24 protein-coding genes are annotated in these 20,541 nt (G+C 49.6%); 17 read left to right on the top strand and 7 right to left on the bottom strand.

Annotated elements, in window-relative coordinates; all coding sequences use genetic code 11:
• Positions 1-133: 133 nt before the first annotated feature.
• Positions 134-265: a hypothetical protein gene (locus tag ACTS3T_RS23690; protein ID WP_377962349.1), complete on the bottom strand. Its 132-nt coding sequence runs from the start codon at positions 263-265 to the stop codon at positions 134-136.
• Positions 266-331: 66 nt separating this feature from the next.
• On the opposite strand from ACTS3T_RS23690, the gene ACTS3T_RS23685 reads away from it, so the two are divergent.
• Positions 332-979, top strand: coding sequence for a Uma2 family endonuclease (locus tag ACTS3T_RS23685; protein WP_377962352.1), 648 nt, complete (start codon positions 332-334; stop codon positions 977-979).
• A gap of 14 nt (positions 980-993) precedes the next feature.
• Here ACTS3T_RS23685 and ACTS3T_RS23680 read toward each other — a convergent pair whose 3' ends face one another.
• Entirely contained in the window at positions 994-1,362 is a 369-nt protein-coding gene (locus ACTS3T_RS23680; protein WP_377962355.1) for a DUF2237 family protein, read from the bottom strand.
• 210 nt (positions 1,363-1,572) lie between these two features.
• Between ACTS3T_RS23680 and murI the strand changes: the two genes are divergently transcribed.
• From murI to ACTS3T_RS23645, 7 genes are all read left to right on the top strand, one after another.
• Positions 1,573-2,376, top strand: a complete 804-nt coding sequence (gene murI / locus ACTS3T_RS23675) for a glutamate racemase (protein WP_377962358.1) — start codon at positions 1,573-1,575, stop codon at positions 2,374-2,376.
• Positions 2,377-2,493: 117 nt separating this feature from the next.
• Positions 2,494-2,781, top strand: a complete 288-nt coding sequence (locus tag ACTS3T_RS23670) for a hypothetical protein (RefSeq protein ID WP_377962361.1) — start codon at positions 2,494-2,496, stop codon at positions 2,779-2,781.
• A 381-nt stretch (positions 2,782-3,162) separates the two neighbouring features.
• A complete protein-coding gene (gene gmd, locus ACTS3T_RS23665) occupies positions 3,163-4,245 on the top strand; it encodes a GDP-mannose 4,6-dehydratase (protein WP_377962363.1) in 1,083 nt (360 codons plus the stop codon).
• A gap of 198 nt (positions 4,246-4,443) precedes the next feature.
• Positions 4,444-5,400 (top strand): GDP-L-fucose synthase family protein, encoded by a 957-nt coding sequence (locus ACTS3T_RS23660; protein WP_377962366.1) that lies wholly within the window; start codon positions 4,444-4,446, stop codon positions 5,398-5,400.
• Positions 5,401-5,566: 166 nt separating this feature from the next.
• Complete coding sequence (locus ACTS3T_RS23655) at positions 5,567-6,103, top strand: DUF2996 domain-containing protein (protein ID WP_377962369.1); 537 nt, start codon at positions 5,567-5,569, stop codon at positions 6,101-6,103.
• 136 nt (positions 6,104-6,239) lie between these two features.
• Positions 6,240-7,490, top strand: a complete 1,251-nt coding sequence (locus tag ACTS3T_RS23650; protein ID WP_377962372.1) for an FtsX-like permease family protein — start codon at positions 6,240-6,242, stop codon at positions 7,488-7,490.
• Positions 7,491-7,544: 54 nt separating this feature from the next.
• Positions 7,545-8,312, top strand: coding sequence for an ABC transporter ATP-binding protein (locus tag ACTS3T_RS23645; RefSeq protein ID WP_377962375.1), 768 nt, complete (start codon positions 7,545-7,547; stop codon positions 8,310-8,312).
• 3 nt (positions 8,313-8,315) lie between these two features.
• Here ACTS3T_RS23645 and ada read toward each other — a convergent pair whose 3' ends face one another.
• Together ada and ACTS3T_RS23635 are read right to left on the bottom strand one after the other, a co-directional pair.
• Positions 8,316-9,404: a bifunctional DNA-binding transcriptional regulator/O6-methylguanine-DNA methyltransferase Ada gene (gene ada, locus ACTS3T_RS23640; protein ID WP_377962378.1), complete on the bottom strand. Its 1,089-nt coding sequence runs from the start codon at positions 9,402-9,404 to the stop codon at positions 8,316-8,318.
• On the bottom strand, positions 9,391-10,302 hold the full coding sequence (locus ACTS3T_RS23635; RefSeq protein ID WP_377962381.1) for a DMT family transporter: 912 nt from the start codon (positions 10,300-10,302) through the stop codon (positions 9,391-9,393). The genes ada and ACTS3T_RS23635 overlap by 14 nt, the downstream gene beginning before the upstream one ends.
• 237 nt (positions 10,303-10,539) lie before the next feature.
• Here ACTS3T_RS23635 and ACTS3T_RS23630 point away from each other — a divergent pair, with 237 nt between their 5' ends.
• The 4 genes from ACTS3T_RS23630 to ACTS3T_RS23615 all read left to right on the top strand — a co-directional run bounded on the left by ACTS3T_RS23630 (position 10,540) and on the right by ACTS3T_RS23615 (position 13,617).
• Positions 10,540-11,037: a GNAT family N-acetyltransferase gene (locus tag ACTS3T_RS23630; RefSeq protein ID WP_377962384.1), complete on the top strand. Its 498-nt coding sequence runs from the start codon at positions 10,540-10,542 to the stop codon at positions 11,035-11,037.
• A 917-nt stretch (positions 11,038-11,954) separates the two neighbouring features.
• On the top strand, positions 11,955-12,149 hold the full coding sequence (locus ACTS3T_RS23625) for an NblA/ycf18 family protein (RefSeq protein ID WP_377962387.1): 195 nt from the start codon (positions 11,955-11,957) through the stop codon (positions 12,147-12,149).
• Between the two features lie 43 nt (positions 12,150-12,192).
• Positions 12,193-12,996 carry a DUF1838 domain-containing protein gene (locus tag ACTS3T_RS23620; RefSeq protein ID WP_377962453.1) on the top strand — a complete coding sequence of 268 codons (804 nt, stop codon included), beginning with the start codon at positions 12,193-12,195 and terminating at the stop codon, positions 12,994-12,996.
• A gap of 117 nt (positions 12,997-13,113) precedes the next feature.
• Positions 13,114-13,617 (top strand): DUF6141 family protein, encoded by a 504-nt coding sequence (locus ACTS3T_RS23615; protein ID WP_377962390.1) that lies wholly within the window; start codon positions 13,114-13,116, stop codon positions 13,615-13,617.
• Here the strand turns inward: ACTS3T_RS23615 and glsA are convergent.
• On the bottom strand, positions 13,614-14,582 hold the full coding sequence (glsA, locus tag ACTS3T_RS23610; protein ID WP_377962393.1) for a glutaminase A: 969 nt from the start codon (positions 14,580-14,582) through the stop codon (positions 13,614-13,616). The genes ACTS3T_RS23615 and glsA overlap by 4 nt on opposite strands.
• A gap of 121 nt (positions 14,583-14,703) precedes the next feature.
• On the opposite strand from glsA, the gene ACTS3T_RS23605 reads away from it, so the two are divergent.
• Positions 14,704-15,324, top strand: a complete 621-nt coding sequence (locus tag ACTS3T_RS23605) for a DUF3267 domain-containing protein (RefSeq protein ID WP_377962396.1) — start codon at positions 14,704-14,706, stop codon at positions 15,322-15,324.
• Between the two features lie 68 nt (positions 15,325-15,392).
• Here the strand turns inward: ACTS3T_RS23605 and ACTS3T_RS23600 are convergent, their stop codons facing one another.
• A complete protein-coding gene (locus tag ACTS3T_RS23600; RefSeq protein ID WP_377962399.1) occupies positions 15,393-16,085 on the bottom strand; it encodes a glutathione S-transferase N-terminal domain-containing protein in 693 nt (230 codons plus the stop codon).
• A 68-nt stretch (positions 16,086-16,153) separates the two neighbouring features.
• On the opposite strand from ACTS3T_RS23600, the gene ACTS3T_RS23595 reads away from it, so the two are divergent.
• On the top strand, positions 16,154-16,783 hold the full coding sequence (locus tag ACTS3T_RS23595; protein ID WP_377962402.1) for a hypothetical protein: 630 nt from the start codon (positions 16,154-16,156) through the stop codon (positions 16,781-16,783).
• Between the two features lie 82 nt (positions 16,784-16,865).
• On the opposite strand, the gene ACTS3T_RS23590 is transcribed toward ACTS3T_RS23595, so the two are convergent.
• Positions 16,866-17,273, bottom strand: a complete 408-nt coding sequence (locus ACTS3T_RS23590; protein WP_377962405.1) for a thiol-disulfide oxidoreductase DCC family protein — start codon at positions 17,271-17,273, stop codon at positions 16,866-16,868.
• A 172-nt stretch (positions 17,274-17,445) separates the two neighbouring features.
• On the opposite strand from ACTS3T_RS23590, the gene ACTS3T_RS23585 reads away from it, so the two are divergent.
• From ACTS3T_RS23585 to pstA, 3 genes are all read left to right on the top strand, one after another.
• A complete protein-coding gene (locus ACTS3T_RS23585; protein WP_377962407.1) occupies positions 17,446-18,459 on the top strand; it encodes a PstS family phosphate ABC transporter substrate-binding protein in 1,014 nt (337 codons plus the stop codon).
• A gap of 152 nt (positions 18,460-18,611) precedes the next feature.
• Positions 18,612-19,559, top strand: coding sequence for a phosphate ABC transporter permease subunit PstC (gene pstC / locus ACTS3T_RS23580; RefSeq protein ID WP_377962410.1), 948 nt, complete (start codon positions 18,612-18,614; stop codon positions 19,557-19,559).
• Entirely contained in the window at positions 19,559-20,491 is a 933-nt protein-coding gene (pstA, locus tag ACTS3T_RS23575) for a phosphate ABC transporter permease PstA (protein ID WP_377962413.1), read from the top strand. Before pstC ends, pstA begins: the two co-directional genes overlap by 1 nt.
• The last annotated feature ends 50 nt before the right edge of the window (positions 20,492-20,541 follow it).

Here is a 20,541-nt window from a genome sequence, read left to right as displayed (position 1 = left end):
TGAACCCGCTGTTCATCCATGCTGCCATCCTCAAAAGTCGCCGCTCTTACCCTCTACACCCCGTATTCAATCCATTCCGCCCCATTTTTACCCCCTTACCGTAAAAATACAGAACCCTAACTTTTTCAAAAAGTCAGAGATCCTGGCAAGGATTGAAGCGCAAAGCGATCGCCCGCCAATACCGATTCTTCAAAACAGCCAAAAAGCGATCGCCTAAAATGAAACCAGCGATCGCAGCGATCGAATTAACCCAGCTCGAACTCACCGTAGATCAAATTTGGGCAGCCGATAGTTGAGCATCACCGACTTAAGCATTCAGAGATGAACTGAAATGGTCAACATCCTACCAATCCCTCAAAACTTGACCACCGATACCTGGGTACCTGCCACCTGGGAAGAATTTTTAGCAATTGTCGAGCGCCCCGAATTAGAAAAAGCCCAATGCTACTACGACATGGGACGGATGAGGATTGAAACCATGCCGATAGGATTCGCTCACGGGCGAGATAATTCGCTACTGGCTTCGGTGGTCAGCTTATACGGAACTTTGAAAAATCTGCCGTTTTTATCCATCACGAATGGCAGCTTTCGCAAGACAGGCGAACGAGAGTGCCAACCTGACATAGCGTTTTACATTGGCTCAGACCTGCCTAATATTCCTCGGAGTAACAGTCCCGTAGATGTAAATCTATACGGCTCTCCCACCTTGGCAATTGAAGTAGCCTCCACAACGCTGAGCGATGACTTAGGCCAAAAACGGCTGTTGTACGAGCGCTTAGGTGTTCAAGAATACTGGGTAGTTAATGTTGAAGCTGTTGAAATTATTGCTTTTGCCATCTCTAATGGTGGCAGTCGGCAAATTCAGGTGTCAGCAGTGTTGCCCGACTTGTCAATGTCCATCATTGAAGAAGCGTTACGGCGTAGCCAAAATGAGGATGATGGTGCTGTGAATCGCTGGCTGTTGCAACAGTTTCGTTAAAATACCTCATTCACTTAACTGGGTACTGCGTGCTGCTTTAGCTCATCCATTGAGGCATACTCCAGCGCGGCTGCATGGGTCGCCTCTAGCACCACAGGCGGGGCAACGCCATCGTCATAGGCTTCTTTCCAGCGAGCCGCACACAAACACCAGCGATCGCCCGGTTTTAACCCCGGAAACTGATACATCGGCATCGGCGTACTCAAGTCATTGCCCTGAGCTTTGGTAAAGCGCAAGAATTCTGCCGTCATCTGGGCACAAACCACATGCACCCCCACATCCCCAGCCCCGGTATGACACATGCCATCTCGGTAATAGCCCGTCATTGGAGAAGTGCAGCAACTCTGTAGCTTGCCACCCAGCACATTACTCGCCTCTGCCATGATTTCTTTCCCTGCGCAAATAAGCTATTTTGAGCCTACTGGTTTTTATTGAGTTTGTACCTGTTGACAGTCTAAAATCTTTAGACTCTCCCACCCGGTAAAACTCCGACTTTAGGTAAAGTGCCTGAAGCGCGATCGCTCTCTAGGCGCAGCCTATATTAGGCTATAATCCCGAAAAATTTAGGAAAACCCAGACAGCCCACAACCGCTATGAACCCTTCCGCACCGATTGGCGTTTTTGACTCTGGGGTAGGTGGTTTATCAGTTTTGCGGGCGATTCGAGCGGCCTTACCTTACGAAAACCTTTGTTATGTCGCTGATTCTGGTCACGTTCCTTACGGTACCAAGCCGCCTGAGTACCTACAGCAGCGATCGCTCACACTCACCCGGTTTTTACTCAGCCAAAATGTCAAAGCCATCGTCGTCGCCTGCAATACGGCCACCGTCGCGGCTGTTGCTGATTTACGAGCTACTTTTCCTATACCCATCATCGCTATAGAGCCTGCGGTCAAACCTGCCGTTCTTGCCACCCAAACCGGGGTTGTAGGCGTCATTGCCACAGCGACCACCTTAGCCAGTCAGCAGTTTTTATCTTTGCTAGAGCGCTTTGGCTCCGGCGTTACCATTTTGACGCAGGCTTGTCCCCATCTGGTGCGGCAAGTTGAAAAAGGCGATCTCACCAGCGTCGTAACACGAGCGCTCATCCAAAAATATACCAAGCCAATTTTGATGGCTGGAGCCGATATGCTGGTGCTGGGCTGCACGCACTATCCCTTTTTGCGCCCCCTGCTCGACGAAGTCGTCGGTGCTAACGTCACCCTATTAGACACAGGAGCCGCCGTTACTCGCCAGCTTTCTAATATTTTGGCAGTGCAAAACTTGCTTAATCCGAGTCAGTTACCGGGGCGCGAAGAATTTTGGACCAGTGGTGAAATTAAGCAGGCTCAATCTGTTTTTGCAACGCTATGGGGTGAAGCCGTCAACCTGCAACCTCTGCCGCCAGCATTTGCCTAGAGGCAAGAATTTCTTTTATAAGCTTTTATGGAAGAGAGGACGCTTGATTTAGCCAACCCTGCTCGGCTGAAAAGTCAACTCGCAGCCTTTGCCAGTTTCGTCTGCTTGCTATAAGCCATGTCTTTTCTGTCTTTAATCTTCGCGATTGTGATTTTGGTTAGTGTTTATTTTTGGCTAACGCGATCGCGCCGTGCGGGTCGATCTGGCTATCGTCCCCCTCGTTCAGCTACGAATAAAACGGGTTTGCAACGCCAAACTCAGCGAGAACTGTTGCGTCTAACAAATGGCAATCGAGCCGTCGCCCAGCGATTAGTCGATCGCGTTCGAGATCAAAATCCTGGCCGCTCAGAGCAGTGGTGCTGGGAAAAAGCCATTTATGATTTGCAGCGCGATCGCCGAGCTTAGAGGGCTACGTTGCGGGGCGATCGCCCTTGGGTACTCTTAAGATCGTCTGCTTGTTGACCTGCTACATCGTTTCTCAAGCCTAGCTATGACAACCCATTAGCAGGTATTTGTCAGCAAATGGTGTGTATTCAAAGGGACACTATACCTAGAAATTTGATGCAGTCTTAGTAGACAAAACATCGTTTCTTGATAAAGCGTCCGAAAAATCGATGTAACGTTGTGAAAAGGTTTGAGTAATTTCTCTGATGTAACAGAAGTGCTTGAGAAACACTGTGGGGGTAATCAACATATTCCCAGTGCAATCAGGACTTTTTATCTGAGCAGATATAGAGAAAAGAGCCAGTTAGCTACGTCTAGAAAGTACAAGGGAATCTTAGTAAGATGACGCAAGTGAAGCGCGCACTGATCACAGGTATTACAGGTCAAGACGGCTCATATTTATCTGAGCTGCTTTTGGAAAAAGGCTATGAAGTACACGGCATTATTCGTCGTACATCGACCTTTAATACTGACCGGATCGATCATATTTATGTAGATCCTCACAGCGAAGATGCCAAGCTGTTTTTGCACTATGGCGATTTAACTGACGGCACCATGATGCGCCGCATCTTAGAGCAAGTTCAGCCCGCTGAAGTCTACAACCTCGGTGCTCAATCCCACGTGCGAGTCAGCTTTGACTCTCCTGAATACACAGTTGATTCTGTCGCGATGGGTGCCCTGCGCTTGCTTGAGGCCATCCGCGATTATCAGCAGCGTACGGGTCTAGAAGTTCGCTACTATCAAGCGGGTTCTTCAGAAATGTACGGCAAGGTGCAGGATGTACCGCAAAAGGAAACTACACCTTTTTATCCTCGCAGCCCCTATGCCTGTGCCAAAGTATATGCCCACTGGCAAACGCTAAACTACCGCGAATCCTACAATTTGTTTGCCTGCAACGGCATTCTCTTTAACCACGAGTCGCCTCGTCGCGGTGAAACCTTCGTCACCCGCAAAATCACACGGGCGATCGCCCGCATCGTCGCAGGTAAGCAAGACAAACTTTATCTGGGTAATCTCGACTCTAAGCGAGACTGGGGCTACGCCAAAGACTACGTCAAAGCTATGTGGCTAATGCTGCAACAAGACCAGCCGGATGACTATGTCATTGCCACCGGAGAAACTCATTCTGTCAAAGAATTTTTAGAAGTTGCGTTTGCCCACGTCAACCTCAACTGGGAAGATTACGTGGCCTTCGACCCCCGCTATTTGCGTCCAGCAGAAGTAGATCTGCTCATTGGCGACCCCAGCAAAGCCAAAACCAAGCTGGGTTGGGAGCCTAGCATCACCTTTGAAGGGCTAACTAAGCTGATGGTTGAAGCTGATTTAGAAGCAATTGGCCTGCCTGTCAAGCGCAATGAAAACGGCAACGGTAACCATATTGATATCGCCACCATCCGTCGAGATGTGGCTGGGATTCTTTCCTAACATCTGTCAGCGGTAGCCATGTTCTGGCAGCTACCTTGACAATGAGATTGTTTGAGCCTGGAAGCTACACAAGCCGCCTCTTTAAGCTGGCATTGTGCCGTCTCCAGGCTTTTTGTTTAAAGAAAGGGCTTTTGGCCTTGGCTAGCCAGTGACAAAACCATTGACTATTTTGCAGTCGTGTCGTGATTCTCTAAGCCGATGAATACTCTAGATTTAACGAACAAACGCATTCTGGTAACGGGCGGAGCCGGATTTTTAGGCAAACAGGTCATCGCTCAGCTCGTTGCCGCCGGGGCAGACCCGCAGAAAATTACGGTACCGCGATCGCGCGATTGCGATTTGCGCCAGTGGGAAAGCTGCCAACGCGCGGCTGATCAGCAAGATGTGATTGTTCACCTTGCAGCTCATGTTGGCGGTATTGGTCTTAATCGGGAAAAGCCAGCCGAGCTATTTTACGACAACCTGATGATGGGGGCACAGCTCATCCACGCTGCTTACGAAGCAGGCGTCCAGAAATTTGTCTGTGTCGGCACAATTTGCGCCTATCCCAAGTTCACGCCTGTTCCCTTCAAAGAAGACGACCTCTGGAGCGGCTACCCCGAAGAAACCAATGCCCCCTACGGTATTGCCAAAAAAGCTTTGCTAGTTCAGCTTCAGGCGTATCGTCAGCAGTATAACTTTGACGGCATTTACCTGCTGCCAGTTAACCTCTACGGCCCTGAAGACAATTTCGATCCGCGCAGTTCTCACGTCATTCCAGCGCTGATTCACAAAGTTCACGAAGCTCAGCTTGAAGGACAAAAGCGTTTAGCGGTTTGGGGTGACGGTAGCCCTACGCGTGAGTTTTTGTATTCTGAAGATGCGGCTCGTGGCATTGTCATGGCGACTCAGGCTTACAGCGATTCCGAACCTGTCAACTTAGGTACGGGTTATGAAATTTCGATTCGCGATCTGGTTTACCTCATTTGTGAGGTAATGGAGTTTGAAGGTGAGGTCATTTGGGAAACAGACAAACCCAACGGTCAACCCCGTCGCTGCCTCGATACCCAGCGGGCTAAAGCCGCCTTTGGGTTTGAAGCGCAAACGGATTTTAGAGAGGGTTTGCAGCAAACGGTTGCTTGGTACCGCCAGCAAGCCGTTCCTCAGCCCGCTTAAACGTTTATTGGCAATTTTAGCGGTGGCTCTTGGCGCTCAAGCGTTTTGTTAGCGTCATTTGCCTTTAGAATCTATACAAGTGCAGCGGCATGTCCGATTGGCTACTGGCGATCGCTGGAGTGTTCAGGCATGCTGCTGACTTGAGATAGTTAAACCCGATTGTGCTATGGCAGAAGAGCAGAAGTCTACAGAACAGTCATCTTCAACAAACGCTGACGAAAAACAGCAGTCAGATCAGTCTCAGCCTTCTGCTAAGGCTGCCGGGGAAAATGCTGAAAAAGCAGCTTCAGGCGGCGCTAAAGCAAAGGCCAAAAAAGAAAAACCGCCCGCCCCTGAAGAAAAGCCCTTTCAAGACTTTATTCAGCAAGATTATTTACCGCAGCTCGAAGAAGCCCTACAGCAGCAAGGGCTAGACGATTTGAGCTTAGCCTTTGCAAAGCGAAAATTAGAAATTCTCAGCCAACAAGAAACGGCTGACTGCTGGCAGGTAACTGGCCGTTGGAACAAAGGCCAACGTCAGTTCAACGTAGCCTTTTTGAAGGAAGACATCAAAGGGCCGAAAGTTTTTTCTTACGCCGATGGCGGCGGCCAGCCCAGCACCGTTGAGCAGTTTATGGGAGACGAGCGACGAATCACGCTAGACCTCATGGTGCTGTATGTCATTCAGCGGCTCAATGCCCAAAAGTGGCTGACCCGTAATTAATAATCTGCAGCGTTATGTTTTGCTTGGCAGACTGGGCAGTTTATAAACTGGCTCGTACCGCTTTTTGCTGGCTAGAAAACCACTAGAGTAGAATTAGCCCCTGTATTAGCGGCTGTTTTCTGCTTTTTGACACCTCATGGTTTCTGTTGCACGCAAAAATTTGCTCAAAGATCTGCCTCGGCTATTAGTTGCCCAAGCAGGCATTATGTTTGCGGTCAGCTTAGTCACCATTCAAACGGGCATTCTAAAAGGCTTCACTCGCTCAACGACGCTGCTCATTGAGCAGTCTAGTGCGGATATTTGGGTGGCGTCAGAAAATATTGTCAATTTTGAGCTGACGGAACCCTTTCCGCTGGTACAGCTACGAGAGGCTCGTCAAGTAGAGGGCATTGCGCGGGTAGAAGCTTTGATGATTGGCTCTGGGCGCTGGTATTCCGAAAAAGGCAAACTCACAACGCTCAGAATTTTTGGCTTTGATCCCGAGGGGCAGCTTTTTAGACCGGGGGAAGTCTCTACAGAGGCGATCGCGGCTTTGCAGCAACCTTACACCGTCATTGTCGATAAGGCGAATTTGCGATCGTTTGGTCTGGCACAGGTTGGCGATACCGCTAGAATCCGATCGCTGCCCGCTCGCTTAGTGGGCATTACCGCAGGAACCCAATCCTTAGTTTCTAGTAAGTTTGTCTTTGCTTCCTTAGAAACGGCCAATGCTTACACCACTTCCGGCTTCTCGGCAGGGTTAACGTGTCAGTTGGGCGACGGCGACATTACCTGTGTCAACTCTTACGAGCGCGAGTCTCAAGATGCACCCACCACAGAAACGCCAGCAGCACCAGCGGAGCTAGGGGCAGATGCTCCCATCACTTTTTTGCTCGTTCAGGTTGCGGCAGGCGTTGATTTAGAAACAGCCAAGCAGCGACTTGAGCAGGCTCTACCAGGTACTCGCGCCTTTACGCGTGATCAGTTGATTGCTCAAACCCAGTCTTACTGGCAAAATCGCACAGGCATTGGGTTTATTTTGGGCTTGGGCGCTACGGTGGGCGTGATTGTGGGGATGGTAATTGTGGCTCAAATTCTGTATACGTCGGTGGCTGAACACTTGAAGGAATTCGGTACCCTCAAGGCGATGGGAGCCTCTGATTGGGCTATCTATAGCGTGATTGTAGAGCAGGCGCTATGGATGGCGCTTTTGGGCTATGTGCCCGGTATGCTGCTGTGCTGGGGCTTGGGGGCGTGGACGTTGGCTAGCCAAGGCATTGTGATTTTGATTACGCCGATGTCGGCGGTAGGGGTTTTAGGCGTCACCATTTTTATGTGTGTGGGATCTGCGTTTTTTGCAATTCAAAAGGTAACGCGGGTTGATCCAGGGATTGTGTTTAAGGCTTGAGTATGGCCTGCCTTGAACAGAAAGAGTTTGATAGGCTGAAAGAGAGTTTAGCGAATGACAACTGCATCTATGCCTTATTCTCAGGTACCTTTGCCTGAATCTTCTCATTTGCCTGATCCTGGCCAAGCGGCCAGTCAATGGGCGATCGCAGCTAAAGGGATTGAGATGGTCTTTCGCTCTGGGTTAGAGCAGTTTCGCGTTCTGAAGGGAGTTGATCTAGCGGTTGAACCTGGTGAAATTCGGCTACTGATGGGGCCTTCTGGGTCGGGTAAAACAACGTTGCTTTCAATTTTGGCTGGCATTTTGACCCCTACAGCAGGCCAGGTCTATTTGCTAGGAGACGAAATTACCAGCTTGTCACGGCGAGAATTAACCCGCTTTCGCCGCGACCATATTGGCTTTATTTTTCAAGGGTTTAATCTGTTTCCAGCACTCACCGCGCTAGAAAACGTAGAGCTATCCCTAGAAATTCAGGGTATTCGAGGACGAGCCGCCAAACAGCAAGCAATGAAGTTACTACATCAAGTAGGGCTAGCCGATCGCTCTGACCGTCTACCTCAAGATCTCTCAGGTGGGCAAAAGCAACGGGTGGCAGTGGCGCGAGCTTTGGCAGGCAATCCGCAGATCATTATGGCAGATGAACCGACAGCGGCCTTAGACTCCCAAACGGGTCAAGCGGTCATTGAACTGCTGCATCATCTAGCCAAAGAAGAGGGCTGTACGGTGCTAATTGTGACCCATGACCCTCGAATTACCAGTTATGCCGATCGCATTACATATTTAGAAGACGGGCAAATCAGCCACCATCCAAGCTGGGAATAGGCGTCAAGCTTTGGGGGAGAGTTGCGAGTTGTCTGTTTTCTCCAATTTTTCTAATGCTAAAAGCTGCTGTTTACGTTCAGCCCCCCACCGATAGCCACCGACCCCGCCCGACTTTGGCACAATGCGATGACAGGGAATAGCCAAGGCAACAGGATTGGTTGCGCAAGCGCGGGCGACAGCGCGAGTTGCCTGGGGCTGACCTAGCTTTTCGGCTAGTTGGCTGTAAGTCAGCGTTGTTCCTGCCGGAATTTGGCGTAAGGCTTCCCACACCTGGCGCTGAAAAGCTGTGGCTTTGACGTCAACGGGCAATTGCGGCCAGGGCTGATTGCCTGATAGATAGTCAATTAGGGTTTCTATCCATGCTTGTAATTCGGCTTGAGGCTGTAGCGTAGCGGCGGGAAATTCTTGCCGTAGTTCTTGCTCAAGCGGGTCTGGTGCCTCGCCGAGACGCACATGGCACAGACCTACCTCGGTTGCCGCTACCAGTAAGTAGCCCAAGGGCGATCGCGCGATCGCATAAGAAATCGTTTGATCTTTGGCTCCTTGCTGATAGTTCATGGGGGTCATCCCTAATTGAGAAAGTGCAGTTTCATAAAGACGGCTACTAGAGCCATAACCCGTTTCATACAGCGCCGCTGTCACGCTAGAACAAGATTTGAGCGCTTGCTTAAGCCGATCGCGTCGCAAAGCGTCCCCATACTGATAAGGCGAAATGCCTAAGGCTTTTTTGAACTGACGTTGGAGATGACTGGGGCTAAGCCCTACCTGCTCACCCAACTCTTGCAAAGCTGGAATGCGATCGCGGTGGGCTTCTAAATAGCGGCAGGCCAGCAAAACTTTAGCACTTGGACTGTCAGCCGGATGAAGGCTTTGGGGCTGGCAGCGTTTGCAAGGGCGAAATCCGGCTGCTTCTGCGGCGATCGCAGAGGCAAAAAACCTGACGCGATCGCGTCGAGGCCGCCGACTAGGGCAGGTAGGCCGACAGTAAATACCTGTTGAAGCAACGGCATAGACAAAGCAAGCCTCATACTGGCGATCGCGCCCTAAAACTGCCTGCCAGCGCCAGTCTAAACCGGGTTCAGACGTCATCATTGGCCTCCTGACTAAAAGCGCGAAAATGCCTAAACAAACGACCATCCACAGCTACCAACCCGGCAAAAATCAGGCTCATGCTAAACAATGTCGTGCTATCAATGGTTTCGTCTAGCAGCAGCGTTCCCAACAGCAATGCGCTCACCGGAATTAAAAACGTCACCAGCATCACATTGGTCGCGCCAGCTCGACCCAAAATCCGAAAATAAATAATGTAGGCCAGAGCCGTACTCAGTAAGGCCAGACTCATCATGGCCCAGGTGGTAGGCGCGCTAAAGCGTACCTGCCAGGGGGGTGTAAGGCTAACGACTAGGGGTAACAGCATCACCGACGTAGAGGTTAACATGCCAGCACCCGTGACAATGGGAGGGACGCTGCGAAATTGCCGCCCGTATAAGCCCGCAAACCCATAGCAACAGGCGGCGGCCACCACAGCTAGCTGACCCAAGTTGCTCAGGCTAAAGCCGATGAGAGCCGCTGGCCCCAACAGCACAACAATGCCTGCAAATCCCAGCAGCACCCCCAACAGGCGGCTAGAAGTTAGCCGCTCATCGTGAGTGAGTAAATGCGCTAAAACGACGGTAAACAGTGGCGTAGTTGCATTCAAGATAGCGGCCAGACTGCTGTTAATTTGAGTTTGACCCCAAACAATTAAGCTGAAGGGGATCAGGTTGTTGAGCAAGCCCATGACTAAAAAGCGACGCCAAAGGTGAAGATACTGAGAGAGCTGATAGCCGCGTACGTAGGCGAAAACGATTAAGGCGATCGCAGCCAAACTGACCCGGCTCCACACCAAGATTAAAGGGGTCAGCTCTCGCAGCGCGATTTCAGTAAAAAAGAATGATCCGCCCCACAGGAGCGACAGAAACAGCAAAAGTCCCCAATCGGAGACAGTCATGGTTAATTTGGCCATAGGCGAACCCTATTGCGGATAGCGTCTTTCTAAATTAAATAAATAAAAACTGCGATCGCCATCCGATTATTGCGCTTAAAACAGAAGATGCGACGGGGTAGCTAGAACCAATAGGCAAATAGGCCAACAACCTGTCTATACGGGCGCATAAGTCCAATAGTTTCCCCGCTGCTTCTACTTTGCCGCTATTCTGCCTAATCTGCTTACTTGCTCAATACTGCTATGACCTTACTCATTCGTCGTCCAAAAACTGCTGATATCGCCGCTCTTACAGATTTATATAATCACTATATTCATACCACAACGATTACTTTTGATATTGCTCCTTTCACAGTAGAGCAACGGACTCAATGGTTTAATCACTACCGCGAAACCGGACGACATCAGCTTTTTATTGCTGAACTGGCAGGCGAGGTAGTAGGCTACGCGAGTAGTAGCCAATTACGTTCTAAAGCAGCCTACGACACGTCTGTTGAAACCAGTGTTTATTTAAATCCAAAAGCCCACGGGCAGGGCATTGGTACGCAGCTTTATCACACGCTTTTGTCAGCTTTAGCGACAGAAGACGTTCATCGAGCTTATGCCGGGATCACGCTGCCCAATCCGGCCTCGATCGCGTTACACCAAAAATTTGGCTTTAAAAGTGTAGGGGTTTACCGAGAAGTAGGGCGTAAGTTTGGCCGTTACTGGGATGTTGAGTGGTTTGAGAAAGCGCTTTAGAGCAATTTAGTCGCTTAAAACGGTTTTCCTTATTGCTAAAGGCTCAATTATTTGTTTTGGCTTTGCTTAAAGTGTTTGTCTTTAGAGATGTCAGCACTTTAAAGTCAAACAAGATGCGAGTAAAAAGATATTTGAAAAATCCTGTCTTTTGCAGCAAAAGTGGAGATCTCCCTAAGTTCTGCTTAAAAATGGGGACTTTTAAAACCCCCATTTTAAAGGGTTGGCAGATGTCTAAAGCTACGGCAGATCACTTTTCAAGCAACCTCTAAGGCCGCCCAACCAGAGGTGAAAAGTTATCTGTCTAAAGTTGTAAAAAGAAAAGGTAGCCTATCTCAAGTTTGGGCAATGGCCGTATTTAGCTTTGAAGCCTAGTTGTAAAAGCTTAGCGATCGCTTAAAAGACCTGCTTAAAAGATGGTTTTTCGCTATTTTGAGCTGATCCCTATTTTTCTATAGCCAGAAAATAAAGCTAGAAATATGGTTAGTCTCAAAACTTACTAGAAGCCTTTTTATCAAGCAATCAAAATCTACATAAAATTTGGTTTTCTAAAACAGCATAGCTGGCCTTGTCTAGCTTCTGGTCAATTCAGAGCTACTAGGTTTTTGCTGAGACGCTTTAGCCCGTAGGTTATTGCTAAATATTGAGCGCTCAATGTCAACGAGATAACCAGATAGTTATAATGCGATCAAAAGCTATATCGAGCAAAAAGTGTTCTTCTAGCTACCCGTTCTAAAGCAAAACAGCCATGAACAAGCAATTGACTAAATTTACAACTTTAGCTAGGCAAAAATCTGCTTAGGGATAGATGAAATGGCTGCTTATTTGGCTAGTTCGTTGAGAGAAGCGGCTGAAAATAGATTTTTTATCAGTAAATTTGTTTAAGATAGACCCTGATTAGCTCAGGTCGAGGAGAAACGATGGAAAACTCAGATACATTGACGATGGAACAACAATTTAGATTGCAAGTATTAAGGCAGCAGATTGAAAACCTGACCTTAGAAGAAGCCCAAGATTATTTGTTTGAAGCGCTTAAGCAGTTGATGATTAAAGACAACTGGGTACGGCAAATATTTAAAGCATGTTATTTGCCGGAATTTACCGCTACAGGATGAGGAAACAGTAAGCGCAATGGCTTAGCAACTTTCGTGGGGAACGATTATGATTCAACTTCAAAAACTCGACCCCCTCTATTGGGTCAAGGCTCGCTGCTCTACATTACCCCAGCAGGTATATTTGACCTGGCAAGGTTCTATCTATGCTTGGCAACCTGAGGCTCCCCGGCAACACCTCTTTGACATGGTCGGCATGAATGTAGGGCGGTGCTTGCCGACAGAATCGGGAACTTGGGACTTTACATCGCGAGAGTTAGCTTATTATCTCGATCCTCAAACGGGGGAACGCTTGCACCATTGGCAAAATCCCTGGACGGGTGAAACCGTAAAGGTATTGCCTGTTGCCAATGACCCGGTGCAAGGACGGTTTGCTCAGCCATTTTCAGCTCAGGTGGGGGATGAGGTAGCAACTTTTGTAATTGATTTGTTTCTTAACTACCCCAATCCTTTAGCAGCAGAACCAAAGTTTGCACCCTACAGCCCTCAACCGGTGTATCAGGCGATTGAACTGTTTAAGCTGAGCGTGTCTGCCGCAGAACTGTGGCGTCCTGAAGTGACTGAAGTTTCTCAATTGTTGTTGAGTTGGGATCGTATTGGCCCCTGGCTGCCGTGGATGAAAATGGGCGATCGCCCTGGGCATTTGATCTACAGCGCTCAAGGTCAAAAAGTGCCTGATTTTGAGGCGTTGCCGACGCTACTGCGATCGCAAATTGCTACACAAATGCCTTCGTTTCGCCATGCCCCTACGCACAAGCTACCCCAAGCGAGTATGACCTCGTGGTTATATTTCAAAGCCCATTTTGATGATTATTTAGAAGCTTTAGAAGCGCTGCCGCTCAGCGCTTAATGACCCTGGCTTAGCCTTTTGGCGCTGGTGGTGGCCTAAATAATTAGTTTGGCGATCAAAGTTGCAACCGCCGCAGGCACGAACCTATCTATAGCGGTTAAAAAAGGGTGAGAAGCTATGTTTCGAGAAGTGCAGCAGTTTCGGCAAAAATGGCTTTGGGGTGTGCTGTTGCTCAGCAGTGCGGCTGGGGTGCTGCCCTTTGGCTACGGCTTGTGGCAGCAAAGGGTATGGGGTCAGCCTTGGGGAAATGTTCCTTTGTCGGATACGGCACTGGTGGTGGCCAATGCGATCGCCGTTTTGCTGGCAGTTGCGCTGCTTTACTTCTTCTATGTTCTCAAGCTGGTGACTGAGGTAAAAGCCGATGGCATTCACATTCAGTTTTTTCCTTTGCTGCGGCGCACCATCGCTTTTGTCGATATTCAGGGTTGCCAGGTAAGAACCTACCGCCCGCTGCGAGAATATGGCGGTTGGGGCATTCGCTTCGGCTTTAAAGGCAATGCCTACAACGTCAGTGGCGATCGCGGCGTTGAGCTTGCATTTTTTCAAGGCAAGCCGCTGTTGATTGGTTCGCAAAAACCGGAAGAACTCGCCGCCGCCATCCAAGCCCACTTGCCCCGCTAAACCGCTGCCGTCAAAGACGCCAGAAAGCTACACTTCCCCATTGATAAATCAAACAGGTGAAAACCGTATTGTTGAGCCAGGTCTTCAAACACTCGCAAGCCGCGGACGCTATTGCCATTTTTATCTAACAAAGGTGAAAAAACGGCAATTCCGGCCTGATTCGGCACTACCGCCAAAATACCGCCCGAAACGCCGCTTTTAGCTGGAATACCAACTCGATAAGCCCATTCTCCGGCAAAGTTGTACATGCCACAGGTATACATAACGCTGAGAATATCGCGTATGTACTCTGGATTAACGGCCTGTTCGCCCGTTACCGGGTTAACGCCGCGATTAGCCAGGGTAGCCGCCATTAAAGCTAAATCATGACAGTTAACCAGTAGTGAGCATTGCTGAAAGTAAAGATCTAGAGCTTCTTCAATGGCTCCGTTGATCATGCCAAAGTTAAGCATCAGGTGAGCCATCGCCCGGTTACGATGCCCCGTCGATCGCTCTGACATAAACGTAGAAATGTCGATAAAAACTTCGTGTCCCACATAGCGACGAAACATGGCCATTAGCCGATTGAGACGCTCAGTGGGGTCAGCGCCTTTAATTAAACTGGTAGTGGCGATTGCGCCAGCATTAATCATGGGGTTATCGGGGCGTTTAGAGTCTTCGTCAAGGCGAATGAGCGAATTAAACGGATCACCTGTCGGCTCAACGCCAACTTTGTGCAACAGGGCTTCGCGACCGTGATCTTCAAGCACCATGCCGTAGACAAAGACTTTAGAAATAGACTGAATGGTAAAAGTTTGCTCAAAGTCACCCACCTCATAGCTCTGCCCGTCTACGGTGACAACGCTAATGGCGAACCAGTCTGGATTGGCCTTGGTTAGCTCTGGAATGTAACTAGCTGACTGCCCCGTCGCCAACGGCTGATACTTGGCCTGAAGCGCCGCTAAAAATTGCTGAAACTGAGACATCACCTTACCCGATGCCAACTCTGTGATTGTGCCAGATTTTGCCTGGGAAACTCTGCCTTAGTGCGGGTGAAGTGAATGAACTAGATGTTTACGATCGCAGTGTTGCTGTTCAAGGCTGCGGATGCTCAAGCCGACTCAAACCTTGCCGGATGATTATAAGCGGGTTGCCACGCTTGATCTTTCAAAAGATCTACGGCTGGCGATCGCTTTGAATTTGCTGGGTATCGTTTTATTTTTTGGATGTTTGCTCTTTTTTCTCTGGCTAACCGCCGTATTACGCCAGCAAGTACAGTCGGCAGGAGAACTGACTGTCCGGTTAGACGCCAGCAATAGCCTGCTGGTATTGGTTGGTATGGTAGGTTTGATTTTTGCCAGCATTGTTCTGCATGAGCTGGTACATGCTTTGTTTTTCTGGTTGTTTACCAGGCAGCGAGCGGTATTTGGCTTTAAAGGGCTTTATGCGTTTGCAGCGGCTCCTCGCTGGTATATTCCGCGTAACCAGCATTTGGTGATTACGGTAGCGCCTTTGCTGCTGATTTCGCTGCTGGGCATTGGGCTAATTCCCCTGGTCGCCGAAAAATGGTTGCCGCCTTTGCTGCTGATTTTGATTAGCAATGCTGCTGGCGCAATTGGAGATATTGTGACCCTGACTTGGCTGCTGAGCAAGCCTGCCTCGGCCTATATCAACGATTATGGTGATGGCTTTCACCTGTATTTAGCCAATCTAACCCAGCAGGTCTAGCTGCTAGCTGCGCTGTTAGACAACGGCGCGATCGCTCGCGCCACGCGTGGGTCAAGTATGGCCAAAACCTATTTAGATTGCACCCCAAACAGATTTTTCCGAGCGGCATCGTCCATTTTGATGCGGCTGCGTTCTTCTTTCAGCAGCGCCAAGCCTGTTTGTACGGCAGGCCGTTGGTTGATCGCTTCAAACCAGCGTTTCACGTGGGGATAGTCGGCTAGATTTTGGCCTTGATTTTCGTAAGAGATCAGCCAGGGGAAAATAGCCATATCAGCGATTGAATAATCTCCGGCTACATACTCGACCTCGGCTAGCCGCTTATCTAAAACGCCATAAAGACGGGTAGCTTCGTTGGTGTAGCGATCGATCGCGTAGGCGATTTTTTCCGGGGCATATTGCCGAAAGTGATGAGCTTGCCCCAACATCGGGCCAATGCTGCCCATTTGAAACATCAGCCATTGCAACGTGGCATAGCGATCGCGCGAATTTTCCGCCAGGAACTGTCCCGTTTTGTCGGCTAAATACAGCAAAATTGCCCCTGACTCAAACAGCGCCATCGGTTGGCCTTCGGGGCCTTCGGGGTCAACAATGGCAGGCATTTTGTTGTTAGGGCTAATTTTGAGAAACGCTGGCTGAAACTGATCTCCCGCCATGATGTTAACCGGGATGGGGTTGTAGGCTAGCCCCATTTCTTCCAGGCAGATGCTAATTTTCCAGCCGTTGGGGGTAGGCCAGTAGTACAGATCGATGGGTTGCGACATAGATTGAAGAGGGGTAGCGGTTTACGTTAATGGTAAAGGGTGAAGCTTAAAATCAGCCTAAACAACCTATGCTGCTGACCACTGAAATCCGCTGGTTCCAGCTAGGCGATCCGCCGCGATCGCTGACCGACTGGTTTTATTCAGAGGCTTTAGGCTCAGTACGGCCAACATCAGCCACGCGAGAAGATTGCTACCTAGTGCTACCCCATGACACTTTTTTGGGGGTTAAATTTCGCCAAGGCAACTTAGAGGTGAAATGGCGACAGGCTGAGCTGGGTCAAATCCAGCTAGGTGAAACTTGGACAGGGCAGCTAGAGCGCTGGCTCAAATGGAGTTATGCAGAAGCCGCAGATTGCCAAAACTCGCCGCTACAAGCTTATTTGCAAAGTGGAGGCTGGGTGAGCGTGAAAAAAACGCGATCGCAGCGTATTTACCAAATTCAGGCTGAGCAGGTGATTCCCGTGGAGGCACTGCCCCCAGGCGATCGCGGGTGTAGCTTAGAGTTGACCTGCCTAGAAGCTAACCATCAGCGCTGGTGGACGGTTGGCTTCGAAGCTGAAGGCAATCCGCAACAGTCTTTACAGGCGTTGCGACTAACGCTGGTCTGGCTATCGGTTACCGCCAACCTACCGCCACTAGAACAACTGGCATCTTATGCCTATCCGTACTGGCTTGCCCAGCTTGGCGCTGACGCCTAGCTTTAAGCAGCGGGGGTTATGTCCCCAAACAGCTAAATCCTATGCAGATCAACGGAAACTGAAGCCCACAGCGCTAGCTGGCTCAAGTGCCGCAGTTACCCTCTTCACAAACAGGATAGGCGGGTTCATAGGTGCTAGCACGTTTGCCAAACAACGTATAGCGATTATCCCGAATCTGTTCGTAGGCGCGATCGCCCATCCACCTTAACCCTGGCAAAGCCCGATAAGCATTGACAAAGACTTCTCCTACTGGCAAACGTCGCCCAATCTCTTCAGCGGCTTCGCTCCCCTGCCAGCGGCGCTGCGGATTCGCCGCGTCTAGCAAAATCATGCCCTGCTCACAGTCAGCAGGCGTAATTTTATACTGGCTCAGTTGTTCAGTGTCTTGCATGGGCACGTAGCGAAACTGCTGCCCTTGGTCTAGCTGCTCTAACAACTGCACCAAGCTGGTACAGAGGTTGCAATTGCCGTCATAGATCACGTAGTGCATAAAAATATTACAGTAGGAATGTTCGTAGCAGGTTGAACATTTTTGCCAACCTCTCCGTGGTACCTAAGATGGATTTTTGTGTGATCTTAACCTGACCTTTACGTTCAAGGTGTAGATTGCGTCACGAGTATTGTGCGAGATTCTGCATTTTGTGAGGGAGTGAGGTTTTTAGATGTTTCTCAATTTGCGTTCTATGCGTTTGGCTTATTCTGTTTCTCTGGTAGCTTTGCTAGCAGGCTTGGCAGCTTGCGGCGGCGGCGAAACGACGACTGAAGGAGAAACCCCCACCGATGCAACCACTGCTGCAGGGGGTTCTGAACTTTCCGGGTCGATTGCAATTGACGGTTCCAGCACAGTTTTTCCGATCTCTGAGGCAATGGCTGAAGAGTTTCAGCGGGCAAATCCTGATGTTCAAATTACCGTGGGTGCGTCTGGAACAGGCGGTGGTTTTGAAAAATTCTGTAACGGTGAAACCCAAATTTCGGATGCTTCTCGGGAAGTAAGTCCGGAAGAAATTGCCAACTGCCAAGAAAACGGCATCGAAATGATCGAGCTGCCCGTAGCCACTGATGCGCTAACGGTGGTTGTCAACCCTGACAACGACTGGGTAGAGTGTATGACGCTTGAGCAACTCAGCACCATTTGGGGGCCTGAAGCAGAAGGTACCATCAACAACTGGAATCAGGTTGACCCCAGCTTCCCAGATGCGCCTCTAGTGCTTTACGGGCCAGGAACAGACTCTGGTACCTTTGACTACTTCACCGAAGTGGTTAACGGTGAAGAAGGCGCTAGCCGCAGTGACTACACCGCCAGCGAAGACGATAACGTTCTGGTGCAGGGGGTTGTGGGTGATACCAACGCTCTGGGCTACTTTGGCTACGCTTACTACTACGAAAACCAAGACGACATGAAGGCAGTGTCGATTGACTCGGGTAGTGGCTGTGTTGAGCCTAGCGAAGAGGACGTTCTCAACGGTACCTATGAGCCCCTCTCTCGCCCCCTTCGTATTTACGTCAGCAAGCAAGCTCTAGAAGAGAACGAGGCTGTACAGGCATTTGTTGACTTTTATCTAGATCCAGCAAACAAAGACTTCGTCGCTGGCACAGGCTATGTTCCTCTAGCTGACGATGCCTACTCCGAAGCTCAGGCCAAAGTGGAATCAGGTGAAGTCAAGACGGCTGAATAATTCCGTCTGACTGGCGCTGAGTGCGTATGGTTGTCAGAGCTGAGATCTAGCCTAAGCATCTTAGCTCTGACTCTAAATCTAGTTATCTTAAGAAGCCGCCAGGAGCTGCTGTTACCAGGTGTAGTTGCCTGTATAGAAAGCAAAAGGTCAAAATGACAGACAGCGTTTTACCCAGACCCTCAGATAGCATTCGTAGCGATCGCTGGAAGCCCAATCGCTCATTGAGCAAGCTCACGCAAAAGCTAATTGTTATAATTTTTGGAGCTTTTGCCTTTGTTTCAGTCGCCACCACAATTGGCATTGTCTTTACGCTTGTTTTTGAGACGATTGAGTTTTTCTTAGAAGTTTCCCCCTTAGAATTTTTTACCGCGACTCGCTGGTCTCCAACGTTTGCCAATCCTCAGTTTGGCATCATTGTGCTGCTGTGTGGCACCTTCTTAACCTCAGTCATTGGCTTGCTGGTAGCCGTTCCGCTAGGGCTACTGTCAGCCGTTTGTTTGAGTGAATATGCCCCGCGATCGCTACGCGCCTGGTTAAAGCCAGCCCTAGAAATTCTGGCGGGCGTGCCCACGGTTGTGTTTGGCTACTTTGCCCTGCTGATGGTAACGCCATTTTTGAAGACATTTGTGCCGGGGCTATCCACGTTTAACTCTTTGAGTGCAGGGATTGTTTTAGGATTTGCCATTCTCCCGACCATTGCCTCTTTGAGTGAAGACGCGATCTTTGCCGTCCCACCGAGTTTGCGGCAAGGTTCTTATGCATTAGGGGCAACCAAGCGAGAAACCATTACTGGTGTAGTTCTCCCGGCTGCTCTCTCAGGTATTGTCGCGTCGATTGTTTTAGGCGTAGCCCGGGCAGTAGGCGAAACCATGATTGTTACCCTAGCGGCTGGCCAAAGTCCTACCCTGACGCTAGATCCGCGCAGTGCGGTTCAAACGATGACAGCTTTTATCGTCCAGGTAACGGGCGGAGATGCGCCCTACGGCTCTATCGAGTTTAAGACTCTCTTTGCAGTCGGGATGACGCTGTTTGTGATTACGCTCATGCTGAATGTTTTCAGCTTCTGGTTTGTCCGTCGGTTCCAGGAGAAATACGAATAATGAACCCCGCTGATTCGGAACAGGGTTCTAAGCTACAAGAACCCAAAGCAACGAACTTTAGTCCCAATTTGCAGGGCCGCTATCGCACTGACCAGGTCTTCAAGTCAATTAGCTGGGTGGCTACCTTTACAGGTATTGCTGTGCTGGTAGTGCTGCTGATTGGTATTTTGGCAGGGGGTCTATCTACCCTGGACTTTAACTTTATTGTTAGCTCTCCGTCACGTAGACCTGAGGATGCTGGTATTTGGCCTGCTTTAGTCAGCACCGTCTACTTACTGGTAATTACTGCGCTTGTAGCTTTTCCGGTTGGGGTGGGTTCTGGCGTTTTCTTAGAAGAATTTGCTAAAGATAACCTTTTTGCCAAGATTGTTGAAATCAACATTAGTAACTTGGCGGCGGTACCTTCCATTATCTACGGGTTGCTGGGTCTGTTTGTGTTTGCCCGCATTTTTGAGCCGCTCACAGGCGGACGCAGTATCCTGTCTGGCGGCTTAACCCTAGCCTTGCTGATTCTGCCTGTCATCATTGTGGCAACGCGCGAGGCATTGAGAGCAGTTCCTGACAGTTTGCGCTTAGCAGGTATGGCTTTAGGCTCTACTCGCTGGCAAACTGTTCGCAGTCATGTATTACCGCAGGCTCTACCAGGCATCATGACGGGAACAATCTTAGCGCTTTCGCGGGCGATTGGCGAAACGGCTCCCCTTATTGTCGTTGGGGCTGCGGCATTTGTTCCCTTTGCTCCCGAATTTTCTTTGGATGGGCTTAGATCCAGCTTTACAGCCATGCCCATTCAAATTTATAGCTGGGTTGGGCGTCCTCAAGATGGCTTTCATGCCATTGCAGCTTCAGCCATTATCGTTCTCATGATTGTGCTGCTTGTCATGAATGGAACGGCCATTTGGCTACGCAACAAGTTCCAAAGTTCTCGCTAGTTTTCGTGCGATCGCGTTTTTCAGGATTCTGCCATTCATTTGTTCAGTAA

The sequence above is a fragment of the Almyronema sp. genome (assembly GCF_052168255.1).
Classification (GTDB): domain Bacteria; phylum Cyanobacteriota; class Cyanobacteriia; order Phormidesmidales; family Phormidesmidaceae; genus Sphaerothrix; species Sphaerothrix epifaneia.
The sequence above is the reverse complement of the archived record's forward strand: the minus strand, read 5'-3'. Positions and strand labels throughout refer to the sequence as shown.

Coding starts and splice junctions, on each gene's coding strand:
- ACTS3T_RS23685 (WP_377962352.1), top strand. CDS start 332: ATGGTCAACATCCTACCAATCCCTCAAAACTTGACCACCGATACCTGG.
- ACTS3T_RS23680 (WP_377962355.1), bottom strand. CDS start 1,362: ATGGCAGAGGCGAGTAATGTGCTGGGTGGCAAGCTACAGAGTTGCTGC.
- murI (WP_377962358.1), top strand. CDS start 1,573: ATGAACCCTTCCGCACCGATTGGCGTTTTTGACTCTGGGGTAGGTGGT.
- ACTS3T_RS23670 (WP_377962361.1), top strand. CDS start 2,494: ATGTCTTTTCTGTCTTTAATCTTCGCGATTGTGATTTTGGTTAGTGTT.
- gmd (WP_377962363.1), top strand. CDS start 3,163: ATGACGCAAGTGAAGCGCGCACTGATCACAGGTATTACAGGTCAAGAC.
- ACTS3T_RS23660 (WP_377962366.1), top strand. CDS start 4,444: ATGAATACTCTAGATTTAACGAACAAACGCATTCTGGTAACGGGCGGA.
- ACTS3T_RS23655 (WP_377962369.1), top strand. CDS start 5,567: ATGGCAGAAGAGCAGAAGTCTACAGAACAGTCATCTTCAACAAACGCT.
- ACTS3T_RS23650 (WP_377962372.1), top strand. CDS start 6,240: ATGGTTTCTGTTGCACGCAAAAATTTGCTCAAAGATCTGCCTCGGCTA.
- ACTS3T_RS23645 (WP_377962375.1), top strand. CDS start 7,545: ATGACAACTGCATCTATGCCTTATTCTCAGGTACCTTTGCCTGAATCT.
- ada (WP_377962378.1), bottom strand. CDS start 9,404: ATGATGACGTCTGAACCCGGTTTAGACTGGCGCTGGCAGGCAGTTTTA.
- ACTS3T_RS23635 (WP_377962381.1), bottom strand. CDS start 10,302: ATGACTGTCTCCGATTGGGGACTTTTGCTGTTTCTGTCGCTCCTGTGG.
- ACTS3T_RS23630 (WP_377962384.1), top strand. CDS start 10,540: ATGACCTTACTCATTCGTCGTCCAAAAACTGCTGATATCGCCGCTCTT.
- ACTS3T_RS23625 (WP_377962387.1), top strand. CDS start 11,955: ATGGAAAACTCAGATACATTGACGATGGAACAACAATTTAGATTGCAA.
- ACTS3T_RS23615 (WP_377962390.1), top strand. CDS start 13,114: ATGTTTCGAGAAGTGCAGCAGTTTCGGCAAAAATGGCTTTGGGGTGTG.
- glsA (WP_377962393.1), bottom strand. CDS start 14,582: ATGTCTCAGTTTCAGCAATTTTTAGCGGCGCTTCAGGCCAAGTATCAG.
- ACTS3T_RS23605 (WP_377962396.1), top strand. CDS start 14,704: ATGCTCAAGCCGACTCAAACCTTGCCGGATGATTATAAGCGGGTTGCC.
- ACTS3T_RS23600 (WP_377962399.1), bottom strand. CDS start 16,085: ATGTCGCAACCCATCGATCTGTACTACTGGCCTACCCCCAACGGCTGG.
- ACTS3T_RS23595 (WP_377962402.1), top strand. CDS start 16,154: ATGCTGCTGACCACTGAAATCCGCTGGTTCCAGCTAGGCGATCCGCCG.
- ACTS3T_RS23590 (WP_377962405.1), bottom strand. CDS start 17,273: ATGCACTACGTGATCTATGACGGCAATTGCAACCTCTGTACCAGCTTG.
- ACTS3T_RS23585 (WP_377962407.1), top strand. CDS start 17,446: ATGTTTCTCAATTTGCGTTCTATGCGTTTGGCTTATTCTGTTTCTCTG.
- pstC (WP_377962410.1), top strand. CDS start 18,612: ATGACAGACAGCGTTTTACCCAGACCCTCAGATAGCATTCGTAGCGAT.
- pstA (WP_377962413.1), top strand. CDS start 19,559: ATGAACCCCGCTGATTCGGAACAGGGTTCTAAGCTACAAGAACCCAAA.